Source organism: Streptomyces sp. NPDC002566, from assembly GCF_042889585.1.
In the GTDB taxonomy this organism is placed as follows: domain Bacteria; phylum Actinomycetota; class Actinomycetes; order Streptomycetales; family Streptomycetaceae; genus Streptomyces.
Genome location: NZ_JBIARD010000001.1, coordinates 1,083,818 through 1,102,717 on the forward strand (window position 1 = coordinate 1,083,818; position 18,900 = coordinate 1,102,717).

Annotated in this window: 19 protein-coding genes and 1 riboswitch; of the genes, 11 read left to right on the top strand and 8 right to left on the bottom strand. The window is 71.8% G+C overall.

All coding sequences use genetic code 11. From position 1 onward, the window contains the following. The first annotated feature begins 4 nt into the window (after window positions 1–4). The 5 genes from ACFYXA_RS04630 to ACFYXA_RS04650 all read left to right on the top strand — a co-directional run bounded on the left by ACFYXA_RS04630 (window position 5) and on the right by ACFYXA_RS04650 (window position 4,056). The gene (locus ACFYXA_RS04630; protein WP_352251623.1) at window positions 5–268 is read left to right on the top strand and encodes a UBP-type zinc finger domain-containing protein; all 264 of its coding nucleotides are present in this window, start codon (window positions 5–7) and stop codon (window positions 266–268) included. After that, window positions 268–2,082, top strand: a complete 1,815-nt coding sequence (locus tag ACFYXA_RS04635) for an FAD-dependent oxidoreductase (protein ID WP_389028115.1) — start codon at window positions 268–270, stop codon at window positions 2,080–2,082. The genes ACFYXA_RS04630 and ACFYXA_RS04635 overlap by 1 nt, the downstream gene beginning before the upstream one ends. A gap of 48 nt (window positions 2,083–2,130) precedes the next feature. After that, window positions 2,131–2,631, top strand: a complete 501-nt coding sequence (locus ACFYXA_RS04640) for an Hsp20/alpha crystallin family protein (RefSeq protein ID WP_389028117.1) — start codon at window positions 2,131–2,133, stop codon at window positions 2,629–2,631. A 406-nt stretch (window positions 2,632–3,037) separates the two neighbouring features. Continuing rightward, a complete protein-coding gene (locus ACFYXA_RS04645) occupies window positions 3,038–3,400 on the top strand; it encodes a hypothetical protein (RefSeq protein WP_389028119.1) in 363 nt (120 codons plus the stop codon). Further along, complete coding sequence (locus tag ACFYXA_RS04650) at window positions 3,397–4,056, top strand: nucleotidyl transferase AbiEii/AbiGii toxin family protein (RefSeq protein WP_389028121.1); 660 nt, start codon at window positions 3,397–3,399, stop codon at window positions 4,054–4,056. Before ACFYXA_RS04645 ends, ACFYXA_RS04650 begins: the two co-directional genes overlap by 4 nt. 375 nt (window positions 4,057–4,431) lie before the next feature. On the opposite strand, the gene ACFYXA_RS04655 is transcribed toward ACFYXA_RS04650, so the two are convergent. The 6 genes from ACFYXA_RS04655 to ACFYXA_RS04680 form a co-directional block, all read right to left on the bottom strand. Further along, complete coding sequence (locus tag ACFYXA_RS04655) at window positions 4,432–4,890, bottom strand: LLM class flavin-dependent oxidoreductase (RefSeq protein WP_389028123.1); 459 nt, start codon at window positions 4,888–4,890, stop codon at window positions 4,432–4,434. After that, window positions 4,887–6,593: a dipeptide ABC transporter ATP-binding protein gene (locus tag ACFYXA_RS04660; RefSeq protein ID WP_389028125.1), complete on the bottom strand. Its 1,707-nt coding sequence runs from the start codon at window positions 6,591–6,593 to the stop codon at window positions 4,887–4,889. Before ACFYXA_RS04660 ends, ACFYXA_RS04655 begins: the two co-directional genes overlap by 4 nt. Next, complete coding sequence (locus ACFYXA_RS04665) at window positions 6,575–7,492, bottom strand: ABC transporter permease (protein WP_352251629.1); 918 nt, start codon at window positions 7,490–7,492, stop codon at window positions 6,575–6,577. Before ACFYXA_RS04665 ends, ACFYXA_RS04660 begins: the two co-directional genes overlap by 19 nt. After that, entirely contained in the window at window positions 7,489–8,448 is a 960-nt protein-coding gene (locus tag ACFYXA_RS04670) for an ABC transporter permease (protein WP_352251631.1), read from the bottom strand. The genes ACFYXA_RS04665 and ACFYXA_RS04670 overlap by 4 nt, the downstream gene beginning before the upstream one ends. A 3-nt stretch (window positions 8,449–8,451) precedes the next feature. Beyond that, window positions 8,452–10,068: an ABC transporter substrate-binding protein gene (locus tag ACFYXA_RS04675; RefSeq protein ID WP_389028128.1), complete on the bottom strand. Its 1,617-nt coding sequence runs from the start codon at window positions 10,066–10,068 to the stop codon at window positions 8,452–8,454. A 205-nt stretch (window positions 10,069–10,273) separates the two neighbouring features. Continuing rightward, window positions 10,274–10,390 (bottom strand): putative leader peptide, encoded by a 117-nt coding sequence (locus ACFYXA_RS04680; protein ID WP_317633591.1) that lies wholly within the window; start codon window positions 10,388–10,390, stop codon window positions 10,274–10,276. Between the two features lie 34 nt (window positions 10,391–10,424). After that, window positions 10,425–10,538: riboswitch (SAM riboswitch) on the bottom strand. Window positions 10,539–10,752: 214 nt separating this feature from the next. Here ACFYXA_RS04680 and ACFYXA_RS04685 point away from each other — a divergent pair. The 4 genes from ACFYXA_RS04685 to ACFYXA_RS04700 all read left to right on the top strand — a co-directional run bounded on the left by ACFYXA_RS04685 (window position 10,753) and on the right by ACFYXA_RS04700 (window position 13,094). Then, on the top strand, window positions 10,753–10,827 hold the full coding sequence (locus tag ACFYXA_RS04685) for a putative leader peptide (protein WP_350839685.1): 75 nt from the start codon (window positions 10,753–10,755) through the stop codon (window positions 10,825–10,827). A gap of 55 nt (window positions 10,828–10,882) precedes the next feature. After that, the gene (locus ACFYXA_RS04690) at window positions 10,883–12,145 is read left to right on the top strand and encodes a vanadium-dependent haloperoxidase (RefSeq protein ID WP_389028130.1); all 1,263 of its coding nucleotides are present in this window, start codon (window positions 10,883–10,885) and stop codon (window positions 12,143–12,145) included. 158 nt (window positions 12,146–12,303) lie between these two features. Continuing rightward, on the top strand, window positions 12,304–12,723 hold the full coding sequence (gene panD / locus ACFYXA_RS04695) for an aspartate 1-decarboxylase (protein WP_352251639.1): 420 nt from the start codon (window positions 12,304–12,306) through the stop codon (window positions 12,721–12,723). Between the two features lie 23 nt (window positions 12,724–12,746). Further along, window positions 12,747–13,094 (top strand): GNAT family N-acetyltransferase, encoded by a 348-nt coding sequence (locus tag ACFYXA_RS04700; RefSeq protein WP_351096330.1) that lies wholly within the window; start codon window positions 12,747–12,749, stop codon window positions 13,092–13,094. 486 nt (window positions 13,095–13,580) lie between these two features. Here the strand turns inward: ACFYXA_RS04700 and gndA are convergent, their stop codons facing one another. Continuing rightward, window positions 13,581–15,020, bottom strand: coding sequence for an NADP-dependent phosphogluconate dehydrogenase (gene gndA, locus ACFYXA_RS04705; protein WP_351096332.1), 1,440 nt, complete (start codon window positions 15,018–15,020; stop codon window positions 13,581–13,583). Window positions 15,021–15,366: 346 nt separating this feature from the next. Between gndA and ACFYXA_RS04710 the strand changes: the two genes are divergently transcribed. Continuing rightward, on the top strand, window positions 15,367–16,650 hold the full coding sequence (locus tag ACFYXA_RS04710) for a transglycosylase family protein (RefSeq protein ID WP_389028133.1): 1,284 nt from the start codon (window positions 15,367–15,369) through the stop codon (window positions 16,648–16,650). Here the strand turns inward: ACFYXA_RS04710 and ACFYXA_RS04715 are convergent. Continuing rightward, the gene (locus ACFYXA_RS04715) at window positions 16,640–17,857 is read right to left on the bottom strand and encodes a DMT family transporter (RefSeq protein ID WP_389028135.1); all 1,218 of its coding nucleotides are present in this window, start codon (window positions 17,855–17,857) and stop codon (window positions 16,640–16,642) included. The two genes, ACFYXA_RS04710 and ACFYXA_RS04715, sit on opposite strands and share 11 nt — an antisense overlap. 249 nt (window positions 17,858–18,106) lie before the next feature. On the opposite strand from ACFYXA_RS04715, the gene ACFYXA_RS04720 reads away from it, so the two are divergent. Then, a complete protein-coding gene (locus ACFYXA_RS04720; protein WP_389028137.1) occupies window positions 18,107–18,898 on the top strand; it encodes a (2Fe-2S)-binding protein in 792 nt (263 codons plus the stop codon). The last annotated feature ends 2 nt before the right edge of the window (window positions 18,899–18,900 follow it).

Genomic DNA, 18,900 nt, shown 5'->3' on the forward strand with positions numbered 1-18,900 from the left:
CCGTATGACCCTGCATGCAGACCCCCACCTCGCGCTTGTCCGGCCGGTCCAGCCGCTGACCCCGGAAGGGTGTCAGGAGTGTCTGGCGCTCGGCTCCCCGTGGGTCCACCTGAGGCTCTGCCTGACCTGCGGGCACGTCGGCTGCTGCGACTCCTCGCCGAACAAGCACGCGCGCAGGCACGCAGCTGCCGACGCTCATCCGATCGTGCAGTCGTTCCAGCCCGGCGAGGACTGGCGCTGGTGCTTCGTTCACGAGGCGTTCGTCTGATGTCCGGCGACCAGCCGCTGCCGGGCGGAGAACCCGTGCCGGAGAAGACCGACGAGGTCGCCTTCTGGGAGACCCCGGACATCCACGGCGCGTATCCACGCCTCACGGAGGACCAGACAGCACGACTGGCGGAGCACGGGCAACGCCGGAGCATGGCTCCGCACGAGGTGCTGATCCGGGAAGGGGAGCGCTGCGAGACGTTCCTCGTCGTCCTCAGCGGTAGCGTCGCCGTGGTCGAGGACTACGGCACTCCCGAGGAGCACCTGCTGCGCGTGCACGGCCCCGGTCGCTTCATCGGCGAACTCGGTCTGCTGCACGGACAGGTGGCCTTCTACACCGCCGTCGCCAGGGAGCCGGGCGAGGTCCTCGTCGTCTCCCTGGACCAGTTGCGCCACCTGGTGTCCCAGGACCCCGTCATCGGGGACGTCGTGCTGCGCGCCTGTCTGTGCCGTCGCGCGCTGCTCGTCGGGCAGGGCGCCGGCTTCCGCATCATCGGCTCGCGCTACTCGCCCGACACCAGACGGCTGCGCGAGTTCGCCGTCCGCAACCGGCTCCCGCACCGCTGGATCGACCTGGAGACCGACGAGGAGGCCGAGGAGCTGCTGCGCCGCTTCGGCGTCGGACCGGCGGAGACACCACTCGTCATCTGGCGGGACACCACCCTGTTGCGCAACCCCAGCAACGCGGAACTGGCCCGGCTCATCGGCCTGCCGTCACTGCCCGCCGGAAACCGTCACAGCGACGTCCTCATCGTAGGCTCCGGACCCGCCGGCCTCGCCGCCGCGGTGTACGCCGCCTCCGAGGGCCTGAGCACCACGGTGGTGGAAGCGATGGCCACCGGCGGCCAGGCCGGCACGTCGTCCCGCATCGAGAATCTGCTCGGCTTCCCATCAGGCATCTCCGGCGCCGAACTCACCGAACGCGCCGTGCTCCAGGCCGACAAGTTCGGCGCCGGGATCAGCCTTCCGCTGGAGGCGACCGGCCTCCACCCCAAGGACGACGACCACTACGTCGTGGCGTTCGCCGACGGCAGCGAGATCGCCGCCCGCGCCGTCATCCTCGCCATGGGCGCCCGCTACCGCCGGCTCCGGGTGCCCGGCATCGAACGCCTGGAGGGAACGAGCGTGCACTACTCGGCGACCGTCTACGAGGCCCAGCAGTGCCGCACCGACCCGGTGGCCGTCGTCGGCGGAGGCAACTCGGCGGGCCAGGCGGTGCTGTTCCTCGCCGGGTACGCGCCGAAGGTGTACCTGCTGGTCCGAGGAGCCGGCCTCGAGGCCAACATGTCCCGCTACCTGATCGACCAGGTCGAGCGCCATCCGAGGGTGGAGGTCATGCTGCACACCGAGGTCACCGAGGTCATCGGCCAGGAAGTGCTGGAGGAGCTCGACGTGGTCGACAACCGCACGGGCGGGCACCGTCGGCTCGCGGTACGGAGCCTGTTCGTCTTCACCGGCGCCGAACCTCACACCGAGTGGCTCGCCGGCACCATCGCCCTCGACTCCCGCGGCTTCGTCCTCACCGGGCCGCAGGCCCAGGAAGCCTGCGCCTGCCCCGAGGTGTGGCACGGCCGCGGGCGCTCGTGCATGACCCTGGAGGCCGGCCTGCCCGGGGTCTTCGCGGTAGGGGACGTCCGCAGCGGCTCGGTGAAGCGGGTGGCCTCCGCGGCCGGTGAGGGCGCGATGGCGATCCACTTCGTGCACCGGCACCTGGGCCACTCGGCCGTACCCGGCACCACGGGCACGTCAGCCGTCGCGGGCCACTCGGACGTCTCCCCACGCATACGCCACAAGGAGTCCGCGTGGCTCGCATGACGAACGGCGGACGATGAGATCACGAGAAGGACGAAGGAGGCGATGGCGATGGCCACGCCCGTCCGGCGCCACCGAGGTGGCGGCCTGCAGGAAAGGCCCGTCTGGGCACCCACCCCTGTCAATCCCCTGGTCGAGTTCGACGAACTGCTCAGCCAGATGAGCGGCCTGCTGGAGTCGACGGTGGGCGCGGCACCCGCGGTTGCGTGGACGCCTCTCGCGGACGTGTCGGAGTCCGAGGACGCGTTCCACGTAGAGATCGAACTCCCCGGTGTGAAGAGCAAGGACATCGACGTGGAGGCCAACGGTCCGGAACTCGTGGTCACCGGAGAGATCAAGGAGCGGGAACGCAAGGGCGTCCTGCGCCGCAGCACCCGCCGCGTCGGAGCCTTCGAGCACCGTTTGCGGCTGCCCGGAGAACTGGACACCCAAAAGATCAAGGCGGAGATGAAGGACGGAGTGCTCAGCATCACCGTCCCCAAGGCCGACGCCGCAAAGCCGCGACGCGTCGAGATCACCGACACGAGTGAAAGTACCGAGAGCAGCGGCTGAGACGCGAGCACCGCGGTTCCGGGCACCCACCGCTGGAGGGGGGCGCTTGCGCAGGGCGGTGACCGAGGCAGAAGGAAGTCATCCTCACGAGTCCGGCCCAGCACCGACGCGGTCACCGCTCCCGCTTTTGCAGCCGAATGCCGGATCAGCGCTGTCACGGCAGCCAGGATCTCGTGAAAGTGCAGGTGGAGAGCCTTGTCCTGAGAGTCGACCGATGTTCCTGGACATCTTCGAGTTCGACGCGGCAGGAAACCGTCTTCCAGGAGGCCTGCACGGGTGGGCCGTGATGCGCTAAGCGGTCACTGAGTGAGATGTCCGAGGGAGGGGCGGGCGGCGCCCGACCCGTAGGTACGACAGGGGCCCCGTATCCGCCATGCCGCTGGTTCCCAACAGCGATACTGGATGCATGGACCCGACGATCACCGCCCCCCGCGCCGAGGTGCTGCGCGACCGCTACCGCAGCCGACTGCCCGAGTGCTTGCAGGAGCTGGCCGGCCCCGTCGAGGGCAACGTGGACCTGCCGCTCCACATCGTCTGGTCCGGGCGGACGAGCTACAGCCTGGACCGTCCGAAGTCCCGCATGACGCTCTACCGGACCGTCCTCGCCGAAGGACTGCGCGAGGACCTGGTGGCACTCCTGCACCACCGGCTGCTCACCGAGCAGTGGCCCGTGCTGCGGCGCTTGGTCAGTTCCTACATCCGCGAGGTCTGGGAGGATGCCTTCCCCGAGCTGCTCCGCACCGCTCCAGCCGACACGACCGCCGCGTGAAGCTCACTCCGCTCCACGAGCGTCTCCTCGCCGACATCCTCGACATCGGCTCCCCTTACCCTCTGGTCCTCACCGGCGGATACGCCGTGCAGGCCCACGGCCTGGTCGAACGCTTCAGCCGCGACCTCGACGTCGCCACCGAAAATCCCGCTCCGATGCAGGAGATCGTCGCCTCGCTCACAGCAGGTCTCAGCGCGCGCGGATGGCGGACCACGCACGTCCGGACTGATCCGCTCAGCGGCCGTTTCCTCGTCACCGATCCGGACACCGGCGAGGAGTGCGAGGTCGACGTCCTCAAGGAGGCGTTCTGGGCCCCTCCCGCTCAGACCCCCTACGGCCCCGTTCTTTCCCTTGATGACGTGATCGGCACCAAGGTCCGTGCCCTCGCCGACCGCGGCACCGTCCGCGACCTCATCGACGTCCAGGCTGCCTCCCGCCACCGCTCCACCGCCGACCTCGAATCCTTGGGCCGCCGTCGCGCCCACGACGAGTTCAGCCTCGAAGACCTCCGGGACCGGCTCATCGGCGCGGACTGGTACGAGGATGAGGACTACACCGCGTACGGGCTCACCTCCCCGCAGATCGAAGAACTCAAGGCGTGGGCGCTGGGGTGGGCAGAGGATCTGGGTGCGCGGATCCACGACGAGAACGCCTGAGAGGCGGCCGTCGCTTTCCACCCCCTCTACCGCTGTTGCTACGAGAGGATGCGGTGTCCCCAGCGGGTTCCCACCCGAAGCCGTCCACGATGGGTGGCTGTTACCGAGTTCCACCGTGGGGACCCGGACCTGAAGCGACATCGTCCGGCCGTGGTAGTGCCGCGGCCGGACCACCCTCTGGGCCATACGGCGTACAACGTAGACCAGCCGGCCACTGCCCGCTCGCACGGCCTTCAGAGCGGGTAAGCGACGGCATGCGCTGCATCGCCCGCGCCTACACCGTCACCGCGAGTCGAGGCCCACGCTCCTGGCCGTCAGGTGGTTCGGTCGTCCGCCCAGAGGCTGTCCGGACGGACCTGTCGTCTCAGAGGCGCTTCAGCGAGACGAGGACGCGCAGGGTTCCGCGTTCTGCCCCGGCAGCAGTCGCAGGGCGAAGACGGAGCCGTCGGCGTGGACGGAGACGGGGCCGCCCCAGTTCTTGTCGAAGGCGGCGTGCGGCATGCCGGTGCTGAAGCCGACCTGGAGGCGGCCGCGGGAGAGCACGTCGGCCAGTGCGAGGTCCTCGGCCAGGCGGAAGGGGCTCTCGTACCCGATAGGGATGACTGCGGTTCCCAACTCGACCCGCTCGGTGCGCTGGCCGGCCGCGGCGAGGAACACCGCGGCGGAACCGACGCCGTGCTCGAGGTGGCGTTGGCGAATCCAGGCCCCGTCGTACCCGAGCCGTTCGCCGTATTCGAACAGCTGGAGGGTCTCCTCCAGGCCCGTACAAGGGTCGTCGTCGGCGAAGTTGCCCGGAGTGAGGAAGGCCGACGAGGTGATGGTGGGAGTGCTCATGACGCTGGCCCTCGGCTCGTGGTGGTCTCGGGAGCGGAGGAGGGGGCACGGCCGCCGGGGATCGCCGCGAGCAGTTCGCGGGTGTACTCGTGGCGAGGGCGGGTGAACAGTTCCTCCGGCGGGCCTGTCTCGACGACGCGGCCGGTCCGCATCACGGCGACCTGGTGCGCGATCTGCCGTACGACGGCCAGGTCGTGCGATATGAAGAGGTAGGCCACCCCCGTGTCGGTCTGCAACTCGGCGAGCAGGTCCAGGACTTGGGCCTGCACGGACACGTCGAGGGCGGAGACCGGCTCGTCGCACACCACCAGGTCGGGGGAGAGGGCGAGCGCTCGGGCGATCGCCACGCGCTGCCGCTGTCCGCCGGACAGCTCCGTCGGCCGGCGCTCCAGTGCGGCGGAGGGAAGGGCCACCCGGTCGAGCAGTTCGCGGGCACGGGCGAGTCGGGAGGCGCGGTCGCCGACCTTGAAGGCGCGCAGCGGCTCGGTGATCACCTCGCCGATGGAGAAGCGCGGGTCGAGCGAGGCATAGGGGTTCTGGTAGACGAGTTGGGCGCGGCGGCGCAGCTGCCTTGTCCGGGCGCCACGCGCGGTGGTGACGTCGGTGCCGTCGAAGAGGATCTGTCCCGCGGTCGCGTCGGCGAGGCGGAGCACCAGGCGGGCGGTGGTGGACTTGCCCGAGCCCGACTCGCCGACCAGGGCGAGGGTCTGGCCCCGGTGGAGGGTGAGGCTGACGTCGTCGACGGCGCGCAGGGTGCGGAGCCCGTCCCCGGCGCGGGGCAGCCTGAACTCCTTGACCAGGTTGCGGACTTCCACCAGGGGCGCCGTCTGCGCCCCGGGGCTGGAGACCGGCGTGCGGGGCCGGGCGGTGGTGAGGCTCGGCGCACTGGCCAGCAGGTGCCGGGTGTAGTCGTCCTGCGGGTCGGCCAGGATGTCACGGGTGGGGCCCGCCTCGACGACCTTGCCCTGGGACATCACCACCAGCCGCTGTGCCCGGTCGGCGGCGACCCCCAAGTCGTGGGTCACGAGCAGGACCGCGGTGCCCGACTCCTCGGTGAGGCGCTGGAGATGGTCGAGGATGACCCGTTGGACGGTGACGTCGAGCGCGCTGGTGGGCTCGTCGGCGATGATCAGTTCGGGCTGCGCGGCGATGGCGACGGCGATCAGGGCGCGTTGCCGCATGCCGCCGGACAGTTCGTGCGGATACTGCCGGGCCCGGAGGGCGGCGTCGGGCAGTCCGGCGCGGTCCAGGACGGCGACCGCCTCGGCGGGAGCCGATCGGCGGGTCGCCAGACCGTGGATGCGCAGCACCTCGGCGACCTGGTCGCCGATCCGCTTGACCGGGTTGAGGGAGACGGTCGGGTCCTGGGGGACCAGTCCGATCCGTGCTCCGCGTACGGTGCGCAGTTCGGCTTCCGACAGGGCGGCGAGGTCGTGCCGGCCGAAACGGACCGTGCCTGCGTCGATACGGCCGTTCGTCGGCAGGAGCCGGGTGATCGCGTGCGCGGTGGTGCTCTTGCCGGAGCCCGACTCGCCGACGACCGCGGTCACCTGTCCCGGCCACACGTCGAGGTCCACGCCCCGGACGGCCGGGATCGTGCCGCCCCGGGTGCGGTACGACACCGACAGGCCGCGTATCTCCAGCAGTGGTGTGGTCACGTCGTCACCGTTCTCACGTTCGTCGGTCATGGCTGCCGGGACCATTCGCCGTCCAGCGCGCGGGCGATGCGGTTGGTGGCCAGCACGGTCGCGGCGATCGCCAGGCCGGGCAGTGCGGTCAGCCACCAGGCGTTGGCGAGGTAGTTGCGGCCGTCGGAGATCAACGTGCCCCACTCCGGGGCCGGCGGGGGAGCGCCGTAGCCGAGGAAGCTCAGGGCGGAGACGGCCAGGATGGAGGAGCCGAAGTCCAGGGTGGCCAGGACGATCACCGGGCCCGCCGCATTGGGCAGCACATGCCGGCCCAGCACCGAGTACCAGCGCGCCCCGCTCGCACGCGAGGCCTCCACGAACACCGCCTGCCGCACTCGGAGCACCTCCGCGCGGGCGACCCGGGCGAAGGAGGCGACGCTGGCGATGCCGACCGCGACGGCCACCTTCACCGTGCCGTAGCCCAGCGCGGTGACCAGGGCCAGGGACATGAACAGCGCGGGGATGGACAGCAGTACGTCGACGAAGCGCATCAGTACGTCGTCCACCCAGCGGCCCACGAACCCGGCGACCACCCCGAGCAGTCCGCCGACCACGAACGCCACCAGCACCGCGATCAGCGTGGCCTTCAGGGACAGCTGGGCACCATGGACGACCCGCGAGAACACATCGCGGCCCAGCTCGTCGGTGCCGAACCAGTGACTGCCGCTCGGGCCGCGGAAGTTCTGGGACGGCACGCCCTTCAGCGGGTCCTGCGAGGTGAACAGGCCGGGCCGGAACGAGGCCAGCGCCACCAGCACGAGGACGACGACCGACAGCAGCAGACCCGGGCGGCGCACCACGAAGCGCAGCAGCCGCCGTACATCCACGCGGCGTCCCGGCTCCGACCCCGCCTCGACCGGGCGGGCGAGTCCCAGCGCCGCCTCGGCCGGGTCGTCGACAAGGCTCTGGCTCATGCGAGTGCCGCCCTTCTGCCCGAGGCCACCACGATCCGCGGGTCGAGGAGTGGGTAGACCAGGTCGATGACGAGGTTCGTCGTCACGAAGACCAGCGCCCCGAAGGCCACGACCCCCTGGACCACAGGGATGTCCTGGGCGGTGACGGCGGCCGCGGTCACGCGCCCGAGGCCGTCGCGGGAGAACACCGTCTCGACGACCACCGAACCGGCGATCAACTGCCCGACCAGCAGGCCGACGACCGTCAGCGCCGGCAGGGACGCGTTGCGCAGCGCGTGCCGCAGATGGACCCGCCACCGGCCGGCGCCCTTGGCCCGCGCGGTCTCCACATACGCCTGGTCCAGTGCGGTGAGCAGGCTCTTGGCGAGCACCTGCGCGACCTGCGCGCCGGTCGGGACCGCCAGTGTCAGGGCCGGCAGCACCAGCCCCTTCAGGCCGTCGTTGCCGAACGCGGGGAACCAGTGCAGCCGGAAGGAGAACGTCTCGACGAGCAGCAGCCCCACCCAGAACGTCGGGACGGACACCCCCAGCGGCGGCAACGACAACAGCAGTTGCCGCAGCCAGCGCCGGGCGGTGCAGGTCGCCAGTACGGCCAGACCACCGCCGAGCAGTATCGCCAACAGCAGAGCGGCACCGGTCAGTTGGAGGGTCTGCGGCAGCGCGTCGGCCAGCGTCGAGGTGACCGGGCGGCCGGTGGCGACCGAGTCGCCGAAGTCCCCGCTCACCGCGCGTCCCAGATGGTCGGCGTACTGCACCAGCACCGGCTTGTCGAAGCCGTACTCGTGCCGCAGTGCGGCCAGCCGGGCCGGGTCGACGTCCCCCGAGTCCATCCCGGCACCGGCCATCGCGGTGACCGGGTCACCGGGCAGCCAGTTCAGTACCAGGAACGACACCGTGTACGCCGCCCACAGCACCCCGACCGCCTGTGCCAGTCGCTTGATCACATAGCCGCCCATGGGCTAGCCGATCCAGGTGTCGTGCAACTGGACGCGGCTGCCCGAGTCGAAGTCGAGGCTGTGCACCTTCTTCGACACGGCCAGCTGGGTCTGGAGTTCCACCACCGGAACGTTGTACGCATTCCGCACGATCAGCTTCTGCGCCTCGTCCACCAGCCGCTCGCGCTTGGCGGTGTCCGTGGTCGCGGCCTGGCCCGACAGCGCCGTGTCCAGGGAAGTGGCGGGCAGGCGGTAGAAGTTGGCCAGCCGGGTGGAGAAGGAGGTACGCAGGATGTCCGGGTCGGAGCGGGTCACGTTGCTCCACACCAGGTCGAAGTCACCGCCCTGGAGCGTGGTGGCGAACTGGCTGACCTGACCCTGCTTGAGCACCACGTCGATCCCGACGGCCTTCAGCTGCTGCTGGACCAGTTCCAGTGCGGGCTGGTTGGTGGCGGCGTTGGGGAACCAGCTGATGGTGAGGCTCAGCTTCTTGCTGTCCTTGGCGCGTATGCCGCCACTGCCGGCTTTCCAACCGGCCGCTTCCAGCAGGGACTTCGCCTTGGCCGCGTCGAAGGCGAGGTCCGAGGAGAGGTCGGCGTAGCCGGGCGTGGTGTGCGCCAGGACGCTGGTCGCCGACTGAGTGCCGGTCGGGAACACGGTGTCGGCGATCTGCTTGCGGTCGATGGCCGCCAGGATCGCCTGACGCACCTTCACGTCCTTGAGCAGCGGTCGCGAGTTGTTGACGCCGAGCCCGAAGACCACGCCGGGGTTGGCCCGGCGCAGCAGGGTGACCTGACCGCCCCCGAGTGCCGCCTCATTGGCCTTGCCGACGCTGCTGATCGCGTCCACCTGCCCGGACTGGAGGCTGCCCGCCCGCACCCCCGCCTCGGGGACGACCTTGAAGACCAGCTTGTCCAGGTAGGCCTCGCCCTTCTTCGACCACAGCGAGGAGCCCCAGTCGTATCCGGTGCGCTTGGCCAGAGTGATCGACTGGTTCTGGACGTACTGCTTGAGCACGAACGGACCCGACCCGATCACACCGTCGCTGCACTTCTGCTGCGGGGTCTTCTTCACGCTCGCCGACGACTCGATGCCCAGCGAGTGGGTCGAAGTCGCCTGGAGAAACTGTGCGTTGGGCTGCTTGAAGGTCACCTTGACGGTGAGCGGGTCCACCGCGGCGGTGCTCTTGACGCCGCTGAGATAGCCCTGGGCGAGGACCCCGAGGGCGCCGAGCTTCGGCACCGCGTCGAAGTTGTCCTTGACCACCTGCGCGGTCAGCTGGGAGCCGTCGCTGAAGGTGACGCCCGAGCGCAGGTGGAAGGTGAACTCCGTGGCGTCGGCGTTGATGTCCCAACTCTTGGCGAGCCAGGGCACGATCTTGCCGGTCCTGGGCTCCTGGTCGGTCAGCGAGTCCACGGTCTGACGCACCGAGTAGATGCTCTCGTTGCTGCCGACCTGCTGTGGATCCACGCAGCCGGCGTCGGAACCCACCGCGAAGGTCAGGGTGCCACCGGACGCCGGCAGGCCGCTTCCGCTGCCGGAGTCGTCGCCCGAACCGCAGGCGGTCAGCAGAACACTGGTGGTCAGCAGGGCGGCGAGCGTCGCCCAGCGGGGGGCTCTGAAAGCCGAAAGTGCGTTCACGGAGGGTTCTCCTACTCGTGTCACCAGGCATGGAGGCGCTGTACAGCACGACCGTGCAGGGGTGTGCGGCCCCGGAGCCGGTACAAGACCGGTGGCGGGGCGGCGCTGTGCAGACAGGGATCAGGGCGGAGCGGGGGTCAGCCACAGGCGGGTGCGGTGACGACCGGCGCATGCCGGACTACGACCGGCGGCGGCGAAGGGGCCGTCAGGCCTGACAGAGGCAGCTGGTCGAGCGCTTGAGGTCGATGTGGCGCCGACGCGAGAGCCGGGAGAACACGGTGGCGCCGGCGAAGCGGGCACTGACGTCACCACCGTGCCGCATACCGGCCCTCCACTTTTCCGGCCCCGGTCACGAGGCCACGCGCTTGCGGAGATCGTCGGTGATCCCGCCGGGCTTTCACCTGGAGCACCCCACCGCGCGGGAGGGTTGCCGGTCAGCGAGCCAGGGCTTGACGCTGACACTCAATGCCGTTCGTGATCGTACGGAGGGCTCTTGTCGTACGTCAATGCCGGCCCTGCCCACGGACGTGGTCGCCCGTCAAGGTCGAGAGACGAGCCGTCGCCTCGTCTCGAAAGGTACTCGGGTAACGGGCGTATGGCGGGGACGCGAAGCCGTCGTTGCAATGTCAGGCGGGCAACCTCCCTTGGTTGACCAGGGGTTGGGGCCTGGATAGCGTCCCCGGCATGCCGATCTCCCTGCGGTTCACCCGGCGGCGCGCCGTCGATCTGCTGCGTGTCGCCGCCGCGCTGTGTAGCTGACCCTCACCTGCGCCCCGGTCAACAGCAGTCACCGCATATCCGCGAGGGAGTACCCGTGCGCCCGCTCACCACCCGCCGCTCCGCCCTGCGAACGCTGGGCTCGGCCGCCCTGCTGGCCGCCTCCGTCACCGTCCCGTCCGCCACGGCTGCCGTGGCGGACGAACAGACGTCGCGCCCGTCCGTGGCGCTCGACTGGTACGACCTGACAGCCGCCACCATCGCGGCCGCCGGCGCTGCCACTCAGATCACCAACAACCGTACCTGGGCCATCAGTTGGCTCGCGGCGACCCGAGCCACCCGCGAGGTGCCGCCCGGCGTCGACCGGAGGGACTTCCAGGACGCGGCCCTGGCGTCCGCCGTACACGACGCCTTGCTGGCCCTGGTCCCGTCCCGCACCCAGGAACTGGATGCCGCGTTGCGCACCACTTTGGACCGCGTCCCGGACGGGCCGGCCAAGTCGAAGGGCGTGGCGGCCGGCGCGCGCCAGGCACGGCTGGCTCTCGCTTCCCGCGAGGGCGACGGTCTCGACCCGGCCTCGGTCAACGCGCCGTTCACCGTGCCGCCCGCGGCTCCCGGCGTGTGGCAGCCGACGCCGCCCGCCTACGCCCCCGCCGCACAGTACGGCAACCGGCTCGCGAGGCCCTTCGTGCTGAACGGCCCCGACCAGTACCGGCTGCCCGCACCGCCCGCCCTGGACTCCGCGCGCTACCGTGCCGACCTGGCCGAGGTACGGGCGTACGGGGCCGTGGACAGCACCGTGCGCACAGCGCTGCAGACCGAGACCGCCACCTTCTGGCTGGGCTCCTCGCTGACGCTGTACACCGAGCCGCTGAGGGTCGCCCTGGCCCGGTCGCCACGCTCCGTCCCCGCACGGGCCGCGCTGGTGGCGCTGTTCCACATCGCCCTGGTGGACACGCAGATCGCCACCTCCGACACCAAGTACGCGTACCTGCGCTGGCGCCCCGTCACGGCCATCCGCACCGGCACGATCGACCCCGACCCCGACTGGACGCCGCTGCACGTCACGCCGGCCCACCCCGACTACCCCAGCGGCCACAACACCTACTCGGGCGCGGCGGAAACGATCCTCACGGGGCTCACCGGGCCGTCGACCGCACCGTTCGAGCTGACCAGCCCCACCGCCCCCGGAGTGACGCGCACATACACGGCCTGGAGTCAGCTGTCCCAGGAGAACGAGGACGCCCGCGTCTACTCCGGCATCCACACCCGCTCGGCCGACGTGGCCGGCCTCGCCCTCGGCAGGCGGGTCGCGGGGCACACGCTGCGCAACGCGGAACGCCTGCTCGGCGCGCCGTGAACGATTCGGGACGCGGCCACCCGGCGGCCGCGGCCGCGTCCTCTGCGTCGACGCCGACGTGACCCAGATCTCGATGTGCCTCCAGTGGACGGATATAGGCTGGGCCCAGCCCTTGACCTGCACAAAGCAGGCAGGGAGCCGTCTTCCAGGAGTTGAAAATGCTGCGCACCATGTTCAAGTCCAAGATCCACAGAGCCACCGTCACCCAGGCCGACCTGCACTACGTGGGATCCGTGACCATCGACGCCGATCTGCTGGACGCCGCCGACCTGTTGCCGGGTGAGCTCGTCCATATCGTCGACATCACCAACGGGGCCCGGCTGGAGACGTACGTCATCGAGGGGGAGCGGGGCTCCGGTGTCGTCGGGATCAACGGGGCCGCCGCGCATCTCGTGCACCCCGGGGACCTGGTGATCATCATCAGTTACGCTCAGGTGACCGACGCCGAGGCGCGTGCCCTGCGGCCCCGGGTCGTGCACGTGGACCGCGACAACCGGATCGTCGCCCTGGGCGCCGACCCCTCGGAGCCGGTGCCGGGCTCCGACCAGGAGCGCAGTCCGCAGGCCGTGTCCGTCTGAACCCCCGCACCAGGAGCGTGCCCATGAGCGACATCCGGATCCGCGACGACCGTGCGGCCGGCCGCCTCGAAGCCCTCGGCGACGGCGACGAAGTCGTCGGCCGCATCGAGTACTTCGTGCTGGAATCGCCCGGGCGCGCCCTGGTCCCGGTGCACACGATCGTCGAGCCGGCCCACGAGGGCAAGGGCATCGCCGGCTCGCTGGCGCGCGAGCTGTACGCCGTCGCCGCCCGCGAGGACGTCGTCGTCGCGCCCCTGTGCCCGTACGTCGTGAAGTGGGCCGAGCGGCACCCCGAGGAGGCCCCGGCAGCCGATCCGGCCCTCCTCGAGGCCGCGAAGGACTGGCTGCGCGCCCACCCCGGCCGCTTCTGACCCGGCCCCCGGCGCGGCAAGCGGGCGGGCCCGCCCGGGCGTACCCGCTGCCACCACCGGGTGACTGTCCGCGCCGCCCCCGGGTACGCGGGGGAGGAGTCCAGAGCCACGCTCACTCCATGGCCGGAGGACACCATGACGAACCCGCAGCCCGACCCCGTACCGCCCGGACCCACGCCGGCACCCGAGCCGTACCCCACCCCGGTGCCGCCGCCCGAGCCGCCCCCCGGCCCGGACCCGACGCCGCCCCCGGCCCCGCCCCACCCGGGGCCGCCCCCGGCCCCGCCCCACCCGGGGCCGCCCCCGGCCCCGCCCCACCCGGGGCCGCCTCCGGCCCCGGATCCGTCACCGATCCCTCCGGTCCCCGACCCGTCGCCGGTCCCCCCGGGCCCGGACCCGGTCCCCACTCCGGAACCGGGCCCGCCCTTGACGTGAGGGGCGCGAAGGCCCTCTTGCCGAAGGCCCTCCTTACGCCCCGACCTCGGATTACGCCTCGACCTCGGACCGGTCCGCGCCCCACAGCGTGTGGAACGCGCCCTCCCGGTCCACCCGGCGGTAGGTGTGCGCCCCGAAGAAGTCACGCTGGCCCTGCGTCAGCGCCGCGGGCAGCCGCTCCGCGCGCAGCGCGTCGTAGTACGCCAGCGCCGCCGCGAACCCCGGCGTGGGCACGCCCTGCCGGGTCGCGGCGACGAGCACTTCACGCCAGTCGTCCTGCGCCTCGGCGATCTCCGAGGCGAAGGTCTCGTCCGACAGCAGGCTCGGCAGGTCCGCCCGCGCGTCGTACGCCGCGCGGATCCGGTCCAGGAACGCCGCCCGGATGATGCACCCGCCCCGCCAGATAGCGGAGACCGCGCCGAGGTCCACGTCCCAGCCGTACTCCTCGCTGCCCGCCGCGATCTCGTGGAAGCCCTGCGTGTACGACACGATCTTCGAGGCGTACAGCGCCTGTTCCACCCGGTCGGCGAAGGCCCCCGCCTCCGCCTCGTCCAGCGTCGCCGCCTTCGGTCCGGCCAGGCCGCGCGAGGCCTCGCGCAGCGCCGCGTGACCGGACAGCGACCGCGCGAAGACGGCCTCCGCGATACCGGACACCGGTACGCCCAGGTCCAGCGCGATCTGCACGGTCCAGCGGCCGGTGCCCTTCTGCTCGGCCTGGTCCACCACCACGTCCACGAACGGCTTCCCGGTCGCCGCGTCCACGTGCGACAGCACCTCGGCGGTGATCTCGATCAGGTAGGAGTCCAGCCGCCCGGTGTTCCAGGTCCGGAAGACCTCCGCGATCTGCGCGGGGGAGTAGCCGGCCACGTCCCGCAGCAACTGGTACGCCTCGCCGATCAGCTGCATGTCGGCGTACTCGATGCCGTTGTGGACCATCTTCACGAAGTGTCCCGCGCCGTCCGGACCGACGTGCGTGACACACGGCGCCCCGTCGGCCGCCTTCGCCGAGATCTTCTCCAGCATCGGACCGAGCGAGGCGTACGACTCCGGCGAGCCGCCGGGCATGATGCTCGGCCCGTGCAGCGCGCCCTCCTCGCCGCCGGAGATGCCGGTGCCCACGAAGTGGATGCCCCGCTCGCGCAGTTCGCGCTCCCGGCGGCGGGTGTCCGCGAAGTGCGCGTTGCCGCCGTCGATGATCATGTCACCGGGCTCCAGGAGCGGCGCGAACTCCTCGATCACCGCGTCGGTCGGCTCGCCGGCCTTCACCATGACCACCAGCCGGCGGGGCCGCTCCAGCGCCGCCACGAACTCCTCGGCGGTCTCGGCCGCCACGAACTCGCCCTCGTGGCCGAACTCCTTCACCAGCGCGTGGGTCCGCGCCGCCGTCCGGTTGTGCACGGCGACCGTGTAGCCGTTGCGCGCGAAGTTACGGGCGAGGTTGCGGCCCATCACCGCGAGTCCCGTGACACCGATCTGGGCTGACGTGCTCATACGGTTGGCTCCTCAACGATAAGGATCATGTGCTGGCGGGTCCGGCCGGCGCCGGCTGCCCGGGTCGTCGTCCCGCCCGCCGGTCCCCCCGGTCCCGCCGCCCATCCTGACGCCCCGGGCAGCCCCGCGCACGTCTGCGACGCGCGTCATCGGGCCGGGAGACGGACCGAATTCCCTTCCCGGGACCGGTCCCGTATCGCGCCCCGCCGCCCCGCCCGCCCCACGGATCCCACAACAGCGTTTTCTCCCGGCGTAGTTGAGACAGGGCGGCCGATACTCGTCTTGTCATGGCCTGTTGGCCGCCTTTACTTTTGCCGCTCCTGACGCAATGTCGAGGGGGACCTCCATGGCCGTACGCGGTCGGCACCGCCGGTATCAGCCGAACAGGATCAACCGGGCCTCGCTCACCGTGACGGCGGGCGGCGCCGGCATGGCCATCCCGCTCCTGGGCACGGGCGTCGCGGAAGCGGCCGACGTGGACACCTGGGACAAGGTCGCCGCGTGCGAGTCGAGCAACGACTGGGACATCAACACCGGCAACGGCTACTACGGCGGGCTGCAGTTCACCCAGTCCACCTGGGAGGCCTTCGGCGGCACGCGGTACGCGGCGCGTGCCGACCTCGCCACCAGGGACCAGCAGATCGCGGTCGCGGAGAGGGTGCTCGAGGTCCAGGGGCCGGGCGCCTGGCCGGCCTGCTCCGTGCGGGCCGGGCTGAAGCGGGGCGGCGGCGCCCCCGACATCCGGCCGGCCGGAGCCCCGGCGGAATCCAAGGCGGCCAAGACCGCGAAGACGGCCGAGACGTCCAAGACCGCCGAGGCGTCCAAGACCGCCAAGACGTCGAAGAAGTCCGCGGGGAGTTCACTGAAGGACGTCCAGCCGCAGTCCACGCCCCAGTCGCGGGCCGGCAGGGCCGAGATGTACACGGTCGTGCGCGGCGACACCCTCTCCGGTATCGCCGACGAACGAGACGTACGGGGCGGCTGGCGGCGTCTCTACGCCGTCAACCGGTCCGTCGTCGGAGCCGATCCCGACCTGATCGTCCCCGGTCAGCGGCTGAGACTCAACGGTCAGGCCCCGGCCCGGGACAAGGCTCCCGAGGCCAGGGAGTCCGCCGCGGGGAAGGGCAAGGGCAAGGCTCCGGCCGCCGGCAAGTCCCGCAAGGACAGGGCCCCTTCGGCTCCGTCGAGGAAGGCCCCGGAGCACAGGACGCCGACGTCGGCCGGGCACTCCGTCGTCGCTCCCGTCAGCGCGGGCCTCGGAACGCGGTACCACGCGAGCGGTTCCTCCTGGTCGAAGGGCTACCACACCGGGGTCGACTTCCCGGTGCCCACGGGGACCTCGGTCAAGGCCGTCGCCTCGGGCACCGTGGTCAGCGCGGGCTGGGGCGGCTCCTTCGGTTACCAGGTGGTCGTCCGGCACGCCGACGGCCACTACTCGCAGTACGCGCACCTCTCGGCGATCTCCGTACGGGACGGGCAGTCGGTCGGCGCCGGCCAGCGCATCGGCCGGTCCGGCTCCACGGGCAACAGCACGGGCCCGCATCTGCACTTCGAGGTGCGGACGGGGCCCGGCTTCGGGTCGGACGTCGACCCCGTGGCCTATCTGCGGGCGCGCGGCGTCAGGTTTTGACCCGGACGCGGTGCCGGTCGAGCACGAGGGCGCCGGGGGACGTGCTGACGTAGGTGCCGCCGTAGAACGGCCCGTACAGGGGCGGGAGCCCGGCGGGGCCGGGGCTGTCGGAAACGCCGACGGCCACCGGCTCCGGTACGGCCGGCGTCTGCGCGAAAGCGGCAACCGGCTCCCGAACGGCCTGCGCCGGCACGAACGCGGCCACCGGCTCCGGCACGAACGCGGCCACTTGCTCCGGTACGGCGGTCTGCGCCGGCGAGAGCGCGGCCACCGGCTCCGGTACGAACGCGGCCACCGGGGCCGGCTCCAATGTCACCGACCGCACGCCTTCCACCGCCCCCGGAACCGGAACCTCCACCGGCGCGGCCTCCCGCTGCTCCGCCGCCAGTCGTTCCGTCGTCAGCAGGATCAGGCCGCCCGCCGCCACCACGCCGCAGCCCATGGCGAGCGCGGTGCCCATGGAGCCGTAGCGGAACGTCTCCCCGAACATCGTGATGCCGACCGCCGCCGCCACCACCGGGTTCACCACGGTCAGCGTCGCCAGCGGGGCCGCGAGGCCCGCGCCCCGGTAGGAGGCCTGCGACAGCAGCATGCCGGCCGTGGCCAGCACGCCGATCACCGCCAGGGAGGGCACGTCGCCCGCGGAGACGCCGTCGGACCAGTCGACCGCGACGGTCTTGGTGAACACCGACGACATCCCGAACGCGACGCCCGCGCCGGTCGCCAGCAGCATGCTGCGCACCGCGGGGTGCCGGTGAGCGGCCCGCCCGGCGGCCGTCAGGGCCGCCACCGCGCCGCCGGTGACGACGGCCGCGCCGACCCGCTGGGCGGTGTTCAGCGACTGCGCGTCCGCCGCGCCGACCAGGGACAGCAGACCCGCGAGGCCGACCGTCGCCATGATCGCGCCGCGCCACGCGGTGGCCCCGGCCCTGCGCCCCACGAACAGCGCCGCCATCGGCAGCGCGACCACGATCGTCAGCGCGCCCAGCGGCTGGACCAGGCTCAGCGGCCCGTACGCGAGCGCCACCACGTGGAGCAGTCCGCCGCTGCCGTTCAGCGCCACCGCCGCCCACCAGCCCGGCCGCCGCAGCGGGGCGTACTGCCCGGCGGGCGAGGACTCCGCGACGCGCTCCTGCACGATGGCCCCGGCCGCGTAGGCGACCGCGGACACGAGGGACAGGAGCACGGACAACGCGAGGGCGCTCATCAGAGGCTCCTCTGCGTGAGGCGGGGGCTCGGGGCCCGGCGCGGCGAAGGGTCGGCTCTCATGAAGAACACACTGCCGTGCCGATCTGTTCCCGTCGTCGTCCCTGAGCACTCAATGGGTCATACTGCCGATGGAGTACTACGGGATTACCGTCCTCCCCAGGGTGGGGGAGGACTCAGGGTCACCCCTCATCATCACCCCCTGCGACCCTAGGTGCCACCGGCGCCGCTGCTGGTAGTACTGCACGTCGTGGACCTCGACCCCGCCCTCGCCGCCCTGCACCCGCTCGGGCCCTTCTTCGCCCTGCGCACAGCCGCGACGGCGACGGCCGCGAAGTCGACAGCGCCGCCCCCCACCCTGGCGCAGGCCTACCGCACGCCCCCGCCCCTCGACCCCGACGCCGACCCCCTCACCGTCCGCCTCCGCAAAGTGGCCCACGCCCTGCGCGCCCCCGAGGCCCGGATCGCCGCCTCCGTGGCCCATCAGGGGCTCGCCGCCCGGCTCTGGTCGGTCACCCTCGGCTGCGCCGCCCTGTACGGCGCGCTGCCGGACCTCGACGCGCGGCTGCTGCGCTGGGACCCGGACGGCAGTGCCCCCGAGGACCTGTTCCTCACTCAGGTCCACGCCCGGCCGGGCGACGCCGCGAGCCTCGCCGCGGCCGTCCTGGACGGTCACCTGGAACCCCTGTCGGCCGCCCTGCGCGCCCGCTGCCCCGTCGCCCCCGGCCTCCTGCGGGGCAACGCCGCCTCCGCGCTGGCCGGCGCGGCCCGTCAACTGGACGGCTGGGCACGGGCTCACGGCCGTGACGACGTCGCCGTCCGAGGCCGCGCCCTCACCGCCGAACTCCTCACCCACCCCCTGCTCGCCGGAGCCGGAACCCTCACCGGCGCCGGAACCCCGACCGGCGCCGGAACCCTCACCGGCACCGCCTTCCGCCGCCGCAGCTGCTGCCTGTACTACCGGGTGCCCCAGGGAGGCCTGTGCGGCGACTGTTGCTTCACACGACCCCCGCGCTCTTCCGTGCGCGGCCCGTCTGAGTGACC

Coding starts and splice junctions, on each gene's coding strand:
- ACFYXA_RS04630 (WP_352251623.1), top strand. CDS start 5: ATGACCCTGCATGCAGACCCCCACCTCGCGCTTGTCCGGCCGGTCCAG.
- ACFYXA_RS04635 (WP_389028115.1), top strand. CDS start 268: ATGTCCGGCGACCAGCCGCTGCCGGGCGGAGAACCCGTGCCGGAGAAG.
- ACFYXA_RS04640 (WP_389028117.1), top strand. CDS start 2,131: ATGGCCACGCCCGTCCGGCGCCACCGAGGTGGCGGCCTGCAGGAAAGG.
- ACFYXA_RS04645 (WP_389028119.1), top strand. CDS start 3,038: ATGGACCCGACGATCACCGCCCCCCGCGCCGAGGTGCTGCGCGACCGC.
- ACFYXA_RS04655 (WP_389028123.1), bottom strand. CDS start 4,890: ATGAGCACTCCCACCATCACCTCGTCGGCCTTCCTCACTCCGGGCAAC.
- ACFYXA_RS04660 (WP_389028125.1), bottom strand. CDS start 6,593: ATGGTCCCGGCAGCCATGACCGACGAACGTGAGAACGGTGACGACGTG.
- ACFYXA_RS04665 (WP_352251629.1), bottom strand. CDS start 7,492: ATGAGCCAGAGCCTTGTCGACGACCCGGCCGAGGCGGCGCTGGGACTC.
- ACFYXA_RS04670 (WP_352251631.1), bottom strand. CDS start 8,448: ATGGGCGGCTATGTGATCAAGCGACTGGCACAGGCGGTCGGGGTGCTG.
- ACFYXA_RS04680 (WP_317633591.1), bottom strand. CDS start 10,390: ATGCGGCACGGTGGTGACGTCAGTGCCCGCTTCGCCGGCGCCACCGTG.
- panD (WP_352251639.1), top strand. CDS start 12,304: ATGCTGCGCACCATGTTCAAGTCCAAGATCCACAGAGCCACCGTCACC.
- ACFYXA_RS04700 (WP_351096330.1), top strand. CDS start 12,747: ATGAGCGACATCCGGATCCGCGACGACCGTGCGGCCGGCCGCCTCGAA.
- gndA (WP_351096332.1), bottom strand. CDS start 15,020: ATGAGCACGTCAGCCCAGATCGGTGTCACGGGACTCGCGGTGATGGGC.
- ACFYXA_RS04710 (WP_389028133.1), top strand. CDS start 15,367: ATGGCCGTACGCGGTCGGCACCGCCGGTATCAGCCGAACAGGATCAAC.
- ACFYXA_RS04715 (WP_389028135.1), bottom strand. CDS start 17,857: ATGAGCGCCCTCGCGTTGTCCGTGCTCCTGTCCCTCGTGTCCGCGGTC.